Origin of the sequence: Kribbella sp. DT2 (genome assembly GCF_049844575.1) — a bacterium.
Taxonomy (GTDB): domain Bacteria; phylum Actinomycetota; class Actinomycetes; order Propionibacteriales; family Kribbellaceae; genus Kribbella.
In genome coordinates this window covers 1,507,553-1,520,537 of sequence record NZ_JBNCLH010000001.1, presented here as the reverse complement: position 1 = coordinate 1,520,537, position 12,985 = coordinate 1,507,553, and the positions used below count along the sequence as shown (strand labels likewise).

13 protein-coding genes are annotated in these 12,985 nt (G+C 70.3%); 4 read left to right on the top strand and 9 right to left on the bottom strand.

Features of this window, described 5'->3' with window-relative positions:
* From hemF to ACLQ2O_RS07150, 3 genes are read left to right on the top strand one after another with little or no spacing between them, the layout of a single operon-like run.
* Complete coding sequence (gene hemF / locus ACLQ2O_RS07160) at positions 1-882, top strand: oxygen-dependent coproporphyrinogen oxidase (RefSeq protein ID WP_425828456.1); 882 nt, start codon at positions 1-3, stop codon at positions 880-882.
* A 41-nt stretch (positions 883-923) separates the two neighbouring features.
* On the top strand, positions 924-2,084 hold the full coding sequence (locus ACLQ2O_RS07155) for an SGNH/GDSL hydrolase family protein (protein WP_425828454.1): 1,161 nt from the start codon (positions 924-926) through the stop codon (positions 2,082-2,084).
* Positions 2,085-2,126: 42 nt separating this feature from the next.
* Positions 2,127-2,441, top strand: a complete 315-nt coding sequence (locus ACLQ2O_RS07150) for a hypothetical protein (protein ID WP_425828452.1) — start codon at positions 2,127-2,129, stop codon at positions 2,439-2,441.
* A 139-nt stretch (positions 2,442-2,580) separates the two neighbouring features.
* On the opposite strand, the gene ACLQ2O_RS07145 is transcribed toward ACLQ2O_RS07150, so the two are convergent.
* From ACLQ2O_RS07145 to hemL, 9 genes are all read right to left on the bottom strand, one after another.
* The gene (locus tag ACLQ2O_RS07145) at positions 2,581-4,146 is read right to left on the bottom strand and encodes an MFS transporter (protein ID WP_425828450.1); all 1,566 of its coding nucleotides are present in this window, start codon (positions 4,144-4,146) and stop codon (positions 2,581-2,583) included.
* A gap of 60 nt (positions 4,147-4,206) precedes the next feature.
* Entirely contained in the window at positions 4,207-4,818 is a 612-nt protein-coding gene (locus ACLQ2O_RS07140; protein ID WP_425828448.1) for a TetR/AcrR family transcriptional regulator C-terminal ligand-binding domain-containing protein, read from the bottom strand.
* A 209-nt stretch (positions 4,819-5,027) separates the two neighbouring features.
* Positions 5,028-5,279, bottom strand: a complete 252-nt coding sequence (locus tag ACLQ2O_RS07135; RefSeq protein ID WP_425828446.1) for a DUF4229 domain-containing protein — start codon at positions 5,277-5,279, stop codon at positions 5,028-5,030.
* A 1-nt stretch (position 5,280) separates the two neighbouring features.
* A complete protein-coding gene (gene ccsB, locus ACLQ2O_RS07130) occupies positions 5,281-6,327 on the bottom strand; it encodes a c-type cytochrome biogenesis protein CcsB (protein WP_425828444.1) in 1,047 nt (348 codons plus the stop codon).
* On the bottom strand, positions 6,324-7,949 hold the full coding sequence (resB, locus tag ACLQ2O_RS07125; protein WP_425828442.1) for a cytochrome c biogenesis protein ResB: 1,626 nt from the start codon (positions 7,947-7,949) through the stop codon (positions 6,324-6,326). Before resB ends, ccsB begins: the two co-directional genes overlap by 4 nt.
* A gap of 1 nt (position 7,950) precedes the next feature.
* Positions 7,951-8,694, bottom strand: a complete 744-nt coding sequence (locus ACLQ2O_RS07120) for a cytochrome c biogenesis CcdA family protein (protein WP_425828440.1) — start codon at positions 8,692-8,694, stop codon at positions 7,951-7,953.
* Complete coding sequence (locus tag ACLQ2O_RS07115; RefSeq protein ID WP_425828438.1) at positions 8,694-9,257, bottom strand: TlpA family protein disulfide reductase; 564 nt, start codon at positions 9,255-9,257, stop codon at positions 8,694-8,696. The genes ACLQ2O_RS07120 and ACLQ2O_RS07115 overlap by 1 nt, the downstream gene beginning before the upstream one ends.
* Entirely contained in the window at positions 9,257-9,880 is a 624-nt protein-coding gene (locus ACLQ2O_RS07110) for a histidine phosphatase family protein (protein ID WP_425829090.1), read from the bottom strand. The genes ACLQ2O_RS07115 and ACLQ2O_RS07110 overlap by 1 nt, the downstream gene beginning before the upstream one ends.
* 58 nt (positions 9,881-9,938) lie before the next feature.
* The gene (gene hemL / locus ACLQ2O_RS07105) at positions 9,939-11,264 is read right to left on the bottom strand and encodes a glutamate-1-semialdehyde 2,1-aminomutase (RefSeq protein WP_425828436.1); all 1,326 of its coding nucleotides are present in this window, start codon (positions 11,262-11,264) and stop codon (positions 9,939-9,941) included.
* 235 nt (positions 11,265-11,499) lie between these two features.
* On the opposite strand from hemL, the gene ACLQ2O_RS07100 reads away from it, so the two are divergent.
* The gene (locus ACLQ2O_RS07100) at positions 11,500-12,867 is read left to right on the top strand and encodes a lytic transglycosylase domain-containing protein (RefSeq protein WP_425828434.1); all 1,368 of its coding nucleotides are present in this window, start codon (positions 11,500-11,502) and stop codon (positions 12,865-12,867) included.
* The last annotated feature ends 118 nt before the right edge of the window (positions 12,868-12,985 follow it).

Sequence of the window (12,985 nt, the reverse complement as noted above, 5' to 3'; positions counted from 1 at the left end):
ATGACTGACCAGGTGGACGAGGTCGCGGCAGGGTTCTTCGCGGCGCAGGAGCGGCTGCTGACCGCCTTCGAGGCGTACGACGGACAGCGGCGGTTCGACCGCCGGCCGTGGGTCCGCGACGACCTCGGCCGCGGCACCGTCGGCATCCTGGAAGGCGGCGCGGTCTTCGAGCGTGCCGCCGTGAACGTCTCGGACGTGGCCGGCACCCGCGCCCCGGAGGCGATCACCGCGACCCGACCGCAGCTGGCCGGCCAGCCGTTCCGCGCGACCGGGATCTCGCTCGTGCTGCACCCGCTCACGCCGTACGCGCCGTCGTTCCACGCCAACTTCCGGTACCTCGAGTCCGGCGACGACTGGTGGTTCGGCGGTGGGCTCGACCTGAGCCCGATGTACGGCTTCGCCGAGGACGGCCGGCACTTCCACCGCACGCTCGCCGACTGGTGCGGGCGGCACGCGGACGCGCCGTACGCGGTGTGGAAGGCCGAGTGCGACCGCTACTTCACGATCCCGCACCGCCGCGAGATGCGCGGACTCGGCGGCGTCTTCTTCGACCGCCTCACCGCACCGACCGCCGCCGAGATAGTTGCCGACGGCCTCGCGACGATCGAGCCCGCCTACCTCCCGCTGCTCGACCGCCGCTGCCGGATCCCGTACGGCGACCGCGAGCGCGCCTGGCAGCTGCACCGGCGCGGCCGGTACGTCGAGTTCAACCTCGCCTACGACCGCGGCACCCGCTTCGGGCTGCAGACCAGCGCGAACATCGAGGCCGTGCTGATCTCCCTGCCGCCGCACGCCACCTGGACCTACGACCACACCCCGGAACCAGGAACGCCCGAGGCAGCAACGCTCGAGCTGCTCCAGCCGCGGGACTGGCTCGCGTAACTGACTTGCCCGTGGCAACCAAGCGGGGAAGGCTGCTGGGTATGTCCGACTGGATCAGCACGCCCATCATCCCTGAGCTCGTCCGCGGAGCCGTCGAGCTGGAGACGACGCCGTACGGCGTCCTGCCGCACCGGCTGTCGGCCCTCGGCCGGAAGCAGAACGTCGACGGCCAGCTCGCGATGGTGGAGGCGCAGCCCGCGGGGGTGCGGCTGGTGCTTCGTACAGCGGCGACGGAGATCGAGCTCGACGTCCTGCCGACGAGGATGACGTTCGTCGGCGCGCCACCCCGCCCGGACGGGCTCTGGGACGTGCTGGTCGACGGCGAGCTCGTCGCGCAGGGGACGGCTGACGGCGGCAACGTGCTGACCATCGACCTCACCACCGGCAGCAGGGAGATCACGCCGGGACCGGTCGGGTCCGTCCGGTTCGACGGCCTGCCGGGCGGCGTCAAGGACGTCGAGATCTGGCTGCCGCACGCCGAGACCACCCAACTCGTTGCCCTTCGCACCAATGCTGCTGTCGAGCCCGCCGCGGACCACGGACGGCGTACCTGGTTGCACCACGGCAGCTCGATCAGCCACGGCTCCAACGCCGACAGCCCGACCCGGACCTGGCCCGCGGTCGCGAGCCGACTCGCCGGCGTCGAGCTGACCAGCCTCGGCTTCGGCGGCAGCGCCCTGCTCGACCCGTTCACGGCCCGCACGATGCGCGACCTGCCCGCCGACCTGATCAGCGTCAAGTTCGGCATCAACCTCGTCAACGCCGACCTGATGCGCCTGCGCGCACTCGGCCCTGCCGTGCACAACTTCCTCGACATCATCCGCGAGGGCCACCCGACCACGCCGCTGCTGGTGATCTCGTCCATCTACTGCCCGATCCAGGAACACACCCCCGGCCCGCTGGCACCGGACTTCGCCGACGGCCAGGTCGCCTTCAGGGCCACCGGCAACCCCGAAGAAGTTGCCGCTGGCAAGCTCACCCTCACCGTCGTCCGCGCCGAGCTGGCCCGCATCACCACCGCCCGCGCCGCCGACGACCCCAACCTGCACTACCTCGACGGCCTCACCCTGTACGGCGAGGCCGACCACGCCGACCTCCCCCTGCCCGACCGCCTCCACCCCGACACCGCCACCCACCAACGCATCGCCGAGCGCTTCGTCCAGCACGCCTTCACCGACGGCCCGTTCGGCGACCGAGGCTGATCACCCGGCGTACGAAGGCGGTACGGCGGGCACTGGCAGGACGTGTCAGCTCCCACGACGCCGGACGGCCACCACATCGTCGTCAACGGCCGCAAGTGGCGAGCGACCGACCCGGCGATCCCGGACGAGCTCCGCGACGAGCTCCAGCGGTCCCTGATGGCGGCCCGCCGGGCGATCGCCCAGTCCCACCGCGACGACGATCCCGAGGCCGAACGTGAGGCCCGGGCCCGCGTCCAGATCGCCAAGGTCGCCCTGGGCGAGCGCGGCGACCCCTGGTGGGAGCAGTCCGACCAGGAACGCGAGCTGCGCTGGACCGACGGCCTGCAAAAGCTCGGCACCACCGGCGACAGGGACTGAGCCCCGGCCGGTCGCGGCGGGGATGGGGTCCGCGGTCCGCCGGCGGCGACGGACCGGCGAACGCGTACCGGCGTACCGGCGGAACGACGAAGGGCCGTATCTCCCGCCCCCGGGGATACGGCCCTTCTGTCAGTGGGTGTCAGCCGATGTGGACGCCGCCGGGCTTGCCGTCGTTGGCGAGGTCCTTCGCCTTGACCGACAGACCGACCAGCGTGATCACGGCCGCGCCCAGGGCGATGAAGCCCGAGGCCAGGAACGCCCGGGTGAAGCCGTGGGTGGTGGCGACCGCGGTGAACTGGCCCTCGAGCTGCTTCAGCTGGGTCGGGGACTGCCCCGACTCGGCTGCCTTCTGCAGCCCCGGAGCGAGCTCGGCGAACCGGTCCTTGATCGCGTTGGCCGAGACCGTGCCGAGCAGCGCCAGGCCGATCGCTCCACCGATCTGCTGGACGGTGTTCAGCACCGCCGAGCCGACGCCGGAGTCCTGGGCGTCCACCCCGCTGACCGCGGTCAGCGTGAGCGGCACGAAGGTCAGCCCCATCCCGAACGACAGCAGCAGGATGAACGGCAGCAGATGACCCAGGTACGGCGAGTCGACCTCGAGCCGGCTGAAGCCGAACATGCCGGCCGCGATGAACGCGCCACCCGCACCGGCGATCCACCGCGGGTCCATCCGGGAGATCAGCGTCGAGGCGACCTGCGCCGCGACCACGATGCCGAAGCTGAACGGCAGGAACGCGAAGCCGGTCTTCAGCGCGCTGTAGCCCATCACGTTCTGGATGTAGATGCCCAGGAAGTAGAACATCGAGAACATCGCCGCACCGACGATCAGCATCACGAAGAAGCTGACCCCACGGGTCCGGTTGGACAGGATCCGGAACGGCATCAGCGCGTGCCGGGACCTGGCCTCGATCAGCAGGAAGATCGCGATCAGCACCGAGCCACCGATGATGAACGACAGCGTGACCGGGTCGCTCCAGCCCTTCTCGGCCGCGTGCGTCAGGCCGTAGACCAGGCCGGTCAGACCGACCGTGCCGGTGACGGCGCCCGGAATGTCGAACTTGCCCTTCTGCCGGGCCGACTCCCCCAGGTACCGGATCGCCAGTACGGCGACGATCAGGCCGATCGGGGTGTTGATGAAGAAGGTCCAGCGCCACGACGCCTCGGTCAGTGCCCCACCGAGGATCAGGCCGACCGCGGCACCCGCACCCGACATCGCCGCGTACACGGCCATCGCGCGGTTGCGCTCCTTGCCGGCCGGGAAGGTCGTGGTGATCAGGGCCAGCGCGTTCGGCGACGCCGCGGCGGCCGCGACCCCCTGCAGGATCCGGCTGGCGAGCAGGATCGTCTCGTTCTGCGCGACACCCCCGATGAGCGACGCGACGCCGAACAGCACCACACCGAACATGAACACCTTGCGGCGCCCGAGGATGTCACCGATCCGGCCACCGAGCAGCAGCAGGCCACCGAAGGCCAGCGCGTAGGCGTTGACCACCCACGGCAGCGAGGCGTTGCTGAAGCCGAGATCGGTCTGGATGTGCGGGAGCGCGATGTTGACGATGGTGCCGTCCAGCACCACCATCAGCTGCGCCATGCTGATCAGCGCGAGCGCGATCCCGAGGTTGCGGTGGCCGTGCGCCGCGGGCTCGGCCACGGTGTCGACCGGCCGCCCCTCTGGCGGATCAGCCTTGACGACGTCTTCGGACATAACTGGAATTCCCCTCTTGGGTGGTACTGGCTTCTGGGTCGCGGACCGGCCCCACACCGGTCAGCGCGCCTGCGACCCCCGCGCCGCAGGCAGGATCACGTGGTCGATCACCCGCAGGATCAGGTCTTCGGTCGGCTCGACCCCGAGCACGAACGCGTGGTGGATGACGAGCGCCGGCAGCGTCTGGGACAGCAGCTCGACGTCGACGTCGGCGGCGATCTCCCCCCGCTCGACGGCCCGCTGGTAGACCCGGCCGGTCAGGCCGAGCCGCGGCTTCAGGAAGCGTTCCTTGAACGCCAGCTGCAGGTCGTCGTCGCGGTGCAGCGCGGTCAGCAGACCGGCCATCACCGACATCGGCATCTCGTCGGTGAACCCGCCCTCGTTGCACGACAGCGCGATCAGGTCGCCGCGCAGGCTGCCGGTGTCGACCTCTTCCGGGATCGGGCACCCCTTGGCCCGGCTGATCGCGTCGACGACCAGCTCGGCCTTGCTCGTCCAGCGCCGGTAGAGCGTCGCCTTGCTGGCCTTGGCGGCGGTCGCCACCGCGTCCATCGTCAGCCGGTCGTAGCCCAGCTCCGCGACCAGCTCGACGGTCGCGTCGAGGATCTCGTCCTCACGCCCACCCTCGACCCGCGGACGCTGGCGGGGTCCGGCCTCGGATACTTCGGTCATGTTCACCCTGTGTGATCGGAAAGCGACAGATAGAACGAAACGGTTTCGTTTCATCCACCACGTTACGACTCATGTGAAGGAATGCACAAGCGATTTTCGCGGAAACTCCTCAGTGGCCTGGGTCACTCTGCGTACCACTGACTCAGCTGGTACGACCAACGAAAGACCCCGCCGACCACCAGGTCGACGGGGTCTTCGGAACCCGTGAGTCAGTCCTTGTCCTCGGCCTTCCGGGCCTCTTCGAGCCGCTCCGTCATCCGCGTCGCGCGGGTCTCGATCCGCGCGGCCAGCCGGTCCCGCCAGGCCCGCAGCACGAAGATCGACAGGATCGACGAGACGACGAGCGCCAGCAGCAGCAACGGGAACACCGACAGCCAACTGCTCAGCGCGAACCACAGCACCGCGAACGAGGCGGCGAACAGCGCCAGCCGCAGCCCGGTGTAGACGGCGAACTCCTTCATCTCACACCCCGGCGTACGAGTGCAGCCCGCTGACCAGCAGGTTCACCCCGACGAAGTTGAAGATGAAGACGAACCAGCCGACGATCGCGATCGTCGCGGCCCGGCGGCCGCGCCAGCCGGCCGTCGCGCGGGCGTGCAGGTAGGCGGCGTACACGACCCAGGTGACCAGCGACCAGACCTCTTTGGGGTCCCAGCCCCAGTACCGGCCCCAGGCGTACTCGGCCCAGATCGGACCGGCGACGAGCACGCCGAACGTCCACAGCGGGAAGGCGAACGCGAGCACCTTGTACGCCGTACCGTCCATCGCCTCGGCGCTCGGCAGGCGGCGCAGCGACGCCGACATCGTGCCGCCGTCGAGGACCTTGCGCTCGGCGCGGGCCTTGACCAGGTAGAGGATCGAGACCAGGCCGCCGATCGTGAACGCGCCGCCGGAGATCGCCGCGGCGGCCACGTGGATCACCAGCCAGTACGAGTGCAGCGCCGGGACGAGCGGGCCGGCCGGGGTGTAGAGCGCGAGCGTCGCGAGGCCGAGCACCGCGGCGACGACGAGCGTGACGCCGAGGCCGAGCCACTGCAGCTTGTACCGGTGCACGAAGAGCAGGTACACCGCGGCGACCGCGAGCGAGGCCGTGATGGAGAACTCGTACATGTTGCCCCACGGCACCCGCTCGGCCGCGAGGCCGCGGGTCAGCACGCCGGCGAGGTGCAGCACGAACGCCAGGTAGGTCAGCAGCAACCCGACCCGACTGGCAGCCTCGGCTCTGGTGGACCGGGGGATGGAGGAGCCGGCGCCGCCCGGAGGCGTGCCGGCCGCGCCGGCCGCCGAACCGCCGGCCGCGGCGGAGCCGCCGGCCGTCGCGCCGCTCGTCGTGGTGGAGGCACCGACCGAGACCGAGGCCATCGCCGCGGCCTGTTCTGTGGTTGCCGCGACGACCACGGCCCGGCCCGCGGCCCACTCCATCGCGTGCGAGACCATCGCGACGGCGTAGATGACGGTGGCCGTCGGGATGACCAGGTTGGAGACTTGCGCGAAGGTCTCCGGGCTCATGGCTGCTCCTGCGAGGTCGGGCCGGCGGGGCTGTGTTCAGGGGACTTCAGGGCTTGTGCGATGGCCTGGATCTCGTCTCCGAGCCCCCGCTCGGGGCCGCGGTCCAAGCCGGCGACCTCGACCACGGTACGCCCGTCCTCGGTGCGCACCCGCACCCAGGTCCGGCGCGGGTGCACGAACAGCGACCCCATCAGGCCGAGGATCGCCAGCAGGATGCCGGCCAGTGCCAGGTTCATCCCCGGAGTGTGGCTGACCTGCAGCTTCACCCACCGGTCGTAGGAGTCGAAGGTGAACGAGCCGCGGCCGTCCGGCAGGTCGATGCTCTGGCCGGGCGCGAGCTGGAAGCGCAGCTTGTCGCCCTTGCCGTTGTCGAACTGGGTCAGCTTCGACTTGTCGAGCTGATAGACCGACTGCGGCTTGCCCTCCTCGGTGCTCGGGCGGCCGTAGTACGCCGTCATCGCGAGCGCCGGGTTGAGCGCGTCGGGGAAGACCGAGACCGGGCCGCGCTGGTCGATCACCGCGGTCGGCAGGAAGAACCCTTCGAAGCCGAGCTGCTCGGGCCGACCGTCCGGAGCCTTGATCACGCCGAACGACGAGAAGTTGCTGTCCTGCGGCAGGAACGGCGCCGGCCCGGAGAAGGCGATCTGCCCCTGGCCGTCGCGCACGGTCACCCGCGGCGCGTACCCGTGGCCGAGCAGGTGGACGCTGGTGCCCTCGACCTTGAGCGGGTGGTTCACCCGCAGGTCGTACGACTTCTCCGGCGACTGCGGCGTCTCCTGGTAGGACAGGTCCGCGTTGAACTCCCGCGCGGCGCCGCGCTGCGGGCCGTCCTCCTGGAACTTGACGTCGAAGTCCTTGACCTTCAGTGAGAACGGCGGCAGGTCTTCGGCGCCGAAGGCGCGGCCGGGGGTGAAGTCGTCGTACTGGGCGACCGCATTGGAAAAGCCTTCGCCACCGACCACGACCAGGACGGTGCCGCGGTAACCGAGCAGCGCGCCCCAGGCGACGCCGACCAGGGCCAGGATCAGCGAGAAGTGGAACAGCAGGTTGCCGGCCTCGCGCAGGTAGCCGCGCTCGGCGCCGAGCGCGCCGTCGTACGTCTCGATCCGGAACCGCCGCTTGCGCAGCTCCTGGCCGGCCAGCTCGAGCAGCGGCCGCTCGTCGTCGGCGTCCAGCGTGAACTTCTCGTACTGCGGCAGGCGGTGCAGGTTGCGCGGCGGCTTCGGCGGGCGGGCCCGCAGGGCCTTCAGGTAGACCTTCAGGCGCGGGACCACGCAGCCGATCAGCGAGATGAACAGCAGCAGGTAGATCGCCGAGAACCAGGGTGACTTGTAGACGTCGAACAGGCCGAGCTTGTCGTAGAACGGGCCGAGCTTCGGGTGCTGCTCGAAGAAGTCCGAGACCTTGACCGGGTCGATCGAGATCTGCGGGATCAGCGACCCCGGGACCGCGCCGAGCGCGAGCAGGAACAGCAGGATCAGCGCGGTCTTCATCGAGGTGAGCTGGCGCCAGGTCCAGCGCAGCCAGCCGACCAGGCCCATCGACGGCGGGTCCTGGCGCTCCGGCGGCTTGCCCCCGGACATGGTGGCTTCGGGCTCGGCCTGCTCCTTGACGTCGCTCACCTCAGACCGCCGATCCGAAGTTGGCGACCCACTGGCGAAGATCGGCGGTCATCGTGTCCCACACTCCTGTCAGCAGCAGGAGACCCACCGCGATCATCAGTACGCCGCCGATCCGGATCACCAGCAGCTGGTGCTTGCGGACCCAGGCGACCGCGCCGAGCATCCGGCGGAAGGCCAGCGCCGCGACGATGAACGGGATCCCCAGCCCGAGGCTGAAGACCAGCGCGAGCGCCGCGCCGCGCCCGGTGCTGCCCTCGGTGGCGGCCAGGTTCATCACCGTGCCGAGCGTCGGGCCGATGCAGGGCGTCCAGCCGAAGCCGAACAGTACGCCGAGCAGCGGCGCCGCCGCGATCCCGACGGCCGGCACCCGGTGCACCCGGACGTCGCGCTGCAGGAAGCCGAACCCGCCCAGGAAGATCAGGCCCAGGACGACGGTCGCGCCGCCGAGCACCCGGGTGATCAGCGTCTGGTGGTCGAGCAACGCGTTGCCGATGGCCCCGAACAGCACGCCGGTCAGGATGAACACCGCCGAGAACCCGGCCACGAACAGGCTCGTCCCGGCCAGCATCCGCCCGCGCTGATTCGAGCCCAGCTCGGCGGCGGACAGACCGGTGACGTACGAGAGGTAGCCCGGCAGCAGCGGGACGACGCACGGCGAGAAGAACGAGATCGCGCCGGCCAGCACCGCGATCGGCAGCGCCACCACCATCGAGCCCGTCATCGACTGGGCGAACCAGTCGCCCATCAGCCGGCGTCTTTTACCATGCCGAGAAGCGTTTGGGTGGTGACCGAACCGATCACCCGCGACGCCACCTTGCCGTCCTTGTCGATCACCAGCGTGCTCGGGATCGAGCTGGGCGAGATCTGCCCGCGGAAGCCGAGCAGCTGCTTGCCGCTCGGGTCGTACAGGCTCGGGAACCCGACGCCGAACTCCTGCACGAACTTCTTCGCCGGTGCCTTGTCCAGGTCGCGGGTGTTCAGCCCGATGAACTCGACGCCCGCTCCGAGCTGCTTGTGCGCGGCGACCAGGTCGGGCGCCTCCTTGCGGCACGGCGGGCACCACGAGCCCCACACGTTCAGTACGACGACCTTGCCCTTGTGGTCGGCCAGCTTCCAGGCCTTGTCGTCCAGCGTGGTGCCGCTGAAGTCGGGCGCCGGCTTGCGGTCGGCCGCGGCGAAGCTGGAGACGTTGCCGTTGCCGCTGACGAAGCCGGTCTGGCCGCTGCGGTTCTCGTTGGTCGACTCACCCGAGCTGCAGGCGGTCGCCAGCAGCGCGACCGCGGCGACCACTACCGCCGTACGGCGCATCAGGCACCGCCCACGAACTTCTTCGGGTGCTTGACCGGCAGCAGGTCCTTGGCCGGTTCGGCGTACCCGACCGAGACGATCTGGTCGCCGTGGAAGGTGAAGCTGGTCAGGCTCGCCAGGCTGCACTGCCGCTTGCGCGGGTCGTGCAGCATCCGGCGGTTCTCGATCGCGGACCGGACGATCCAGATCGGCAGCTGGTGGGACACGATCAGCGCCTCGTGCCCGGCGGCCTTCTGCCGGGCGGTCTCGATCGCGTCGCGCATCCGGCGGACGAGCTGGTTGTACGGCTCGCCCCAGGACGGCTTCCACGGGTTGCGCAGCAGCCACCACGCGCTGGGCTGCCGCAGGGCGCCGTCGCCGACGCCGAACTTCTTGCCCTCGAACAGGTTCGCGGCCTCGATCACCCGCTCGTCGATGTCCGGCGTCAGCCCGAACGTGGCGGCGATCGGCTCCATCGTCTCCTGGGCGCGCTCCAGCGGCGAGCTGACCAGGTGCACGATGTCGCGGCCGGCCACGTGCTCGGCGACCCGCTCGGCCATCTTCCGGCCGAGCTCGGACAGGTGGTAGTCGGGGATCCGGCCGTAGAGCACGCCGGCCGGGTTGTGCACCTCGCCGTGTCGCATCAGGTGCACGACCGTTGTCTCGGTCACCGTGGCCCCTTCATTGAATCCAGCACAGCCTTCAGATCTTCTGTACGGCGGCCGCCGCGCGAGCGGCCGGAGCGAGTGCGGTCTCGAGCCGCGACAGGGCGTCGTCGTCGATCGCGGCACTCACGAACCACGCCTCGAACGCACTCGGCGGCAGGTAGACACCGGCGTCCAGCATGGCATGGAAGAAAGCAGCGAACCGTGGCAGCACCTGCGCTCCGGCACCGGCGAAGTCGCGGATCGGACCACTTGCCTCCTCCGACTCCACGAAGAAGACGCTGAAGAGGTTCCCGGCGGACTGGATGACGTACGGCACACCTTCCTTGTCCAGCGCCGTACCGACCAGGCGCTGGATGGTGGCCGAGGTCTCGTCGAGCTTGGCGTAGACCTCGTCGGTTGCCAGCCGCAACGTGGCCAGACCGGCCGCCGTGGCGACCGGGTTCCCCGACAGCGTGCCCGCCTGGTAGACCGAGCCCTCGGGAGCCAGGTGCGACATCACGTCCGCGCGGCCGCCGAAGGCCGCCGCCGGGAAGCCACCGCCCATCACCTTGCCGAAGGTCATCAGGTCGGGCTGGACGCCGTCCACGCCGTACCAGCCGGAGCGGGTGATCCGGAAGCCGGTCATCACCTCGTCGGAGATGAACAGGGCACCGTTGGCCTTGCAGATCTTGGCCAGGAACGCGTTGAAATTGTCCTGCGGCGGGACGACGCCCATGTTGCCGGGCGAGGCCTCGGTGATCACGGCGGCGATCTGGTCGCCGTACTGGGCGAAGGCCGCGCTGACCGCGGCCTGGTCGTTGTACGGCAACACGATCGTGTCGGCGGTGGTCGCCTCGGTGACGCCGGGCGTGCCCGGGATGCCGAGGGTGATCACGCCGGAGCCGGCCTGGGCCAGCAGCGCGTCGACGTGACCGTGGTAGCAGCCGGCGAACTTGACGATCTTGTCCCGGCCGGTGAACCCACGGGCCAGCCGCAGCGCCGACATCGTCGCCTCGGTGCCGGACGAGACCAGCCGGACCTTGTCGACCGGCGTCCGTCCGACGATCTCCTGGGCGAGCAACACCTCGGTCTCGGTCGGCGTCCCGAACGAGGTCCCGCGGGAGACCGCGGCCTGGACCGCGGCGATCACCTCGGGGTGCGCGTGGCCGAGCAGCATCGGGCCCCAGGAGCAGACCAGGTCGAGGTAGGTGTTGCCGTCGACATCGGTGATGTGACATCCGTCACCCGAAGTCATGAAGCGTGGGACTCCGCCGACGGCACGGAACGCGCGGACCGGGGAGTTCACGCCTCCGGGCGTGACCGCGGTGGCTTGGTCGAACAGAGCGGCGGAACGAGCGGTGTGGTCTGACACGGCGGCCATTCTCCCCGACCGACCGGGCGGTCGAGCGGGCGGGCGGCGCCCCGGGGGTTCCGCTGAGCGTTGTTACGCGCCAGTATGGGTACCCGGTCACCGCTCGTGCACTGTCCGCGCCCGTTTCGTAACCCACGCACGGGACAGGCGTTAGACCAGGTGAACGCGGTAGATCGGGACCGACGAAGAGACGTGTCCGCAGCGTGGGGCTGGGCAGGTCGATGAGTCACGGAGGGGATCATCGATGGCGAAGGGCAAGCGCCGCGCCACTGCGAGCGGGTGGCGTCAGGTGGCGCCGCTGGTTCCGTTGGCGTTGTTCGCGAGCGCGTTCACCGTCAGCGCGACCGACGACCCGTCGGTCGCGACCGCCGCGCTGGACCAGGGCCTCGGCCCGAACGTCCCGGTCGTCGTACCGAAGCAACCGATCAGCAACCCGGCCAACGTGCCGGTCCCGGGCTCGGTCGGCAACGGGGTGGACAAGACCGAGGAACCGACGCAGGTGGTCTCCGGGCTGTCCCGCAACGGGATCCCGACCTCCGCCCTGAAGGCGTACTCGCGGGCCCAGCAGGTGCTCGCGCAGGCCGACCCGACGTGCCACCTGCCGTGGACGCTGGTGGCCGCGATCGGCCGGGTCGAGTCCAACCACGGCCGCTTCGGCGGGAACGCACTGACCACCAGCGGCGTCGCCACCCCGGGCATCTACGGCCCGCGGCTCGACGGCGTGAACACCGCGCGGATCTCCGACTCCGACGCCGGCCGGCTCGACGGTGACGGCGCGTTCGACCGCGCGGTCGGGCCGATGCAGTTCATCCCGGCCACCTGGCAGGCGATGGGCGTCGACGGTGACGGCGACGGCGTGAAGAACCCGCAGGACATCGACGACGCGGCGATGTCGACCGCGGTCTACCTGTGCTCCGGCGGGGTCGACCTGACCCAGGCCGGCGACCTGAACCAGGCCGTCCTGCGTTACAACCACTCCCAGGCCTACGTCGACCTGGTCGTCAGCATCGCCAAGGCGTACGCCGGTGGCAGCTGGATCGTGGTGGGCAACGGCACCGAGGACGACGACCAGGGCGTGGTCCGCGCCGACGGCAAGACCGGCGACGACACCATCGACGCCCCGGCCGATCAGGACCTCCCGAAGGCGATCGACCTCCCGGTCTACCCGCCCGGCAAGCCCGGCAGCACGACGAAGCCGACGCCGGAGGACGGTGGCCAGGACAAGCCGACCACCAAGCCGACGCCGGGCAAGCCGTCCAGCAAGCCCACCCCGGGCAAGCCGACGACCAAACCGACCCCGGGCAAGCCGACCCCGACCAAGCCGAGCACCCCGCCGCCGAGCAAGCCGAACGCCGTGGCCACGCTGCAGACCGCGGCCGGGCTGGTCGTCGGGACCGTCGGCAGCACGCTGTCCGAGCTGACCAAGGCCGCGCAGTACTGCCAGGGCGAGCTCTCCAAGGTCACCATCACCCACCCGACGCAGCAGCAGCTGCAGAAGTGCGTGACCGCCTTCCAGACCGGCGGTACGGCCGCGGTCGACCAAGTGATCCGCAACCTGTTGTCCCTGCTCGGACTGCTCGGCGTCCTCGGTGGAGGACTGCTCGGCAGCTGACCACCCCCTAGACGGCGCGCCGCCCCCACCCCTCCCTTGGCGCGCCCCCGGCGACGCCACGAAGCACATCCCCCCCAGCTTCGTGGCGTCGCCTCTTTACTGGTCAAGCGCTTACTTG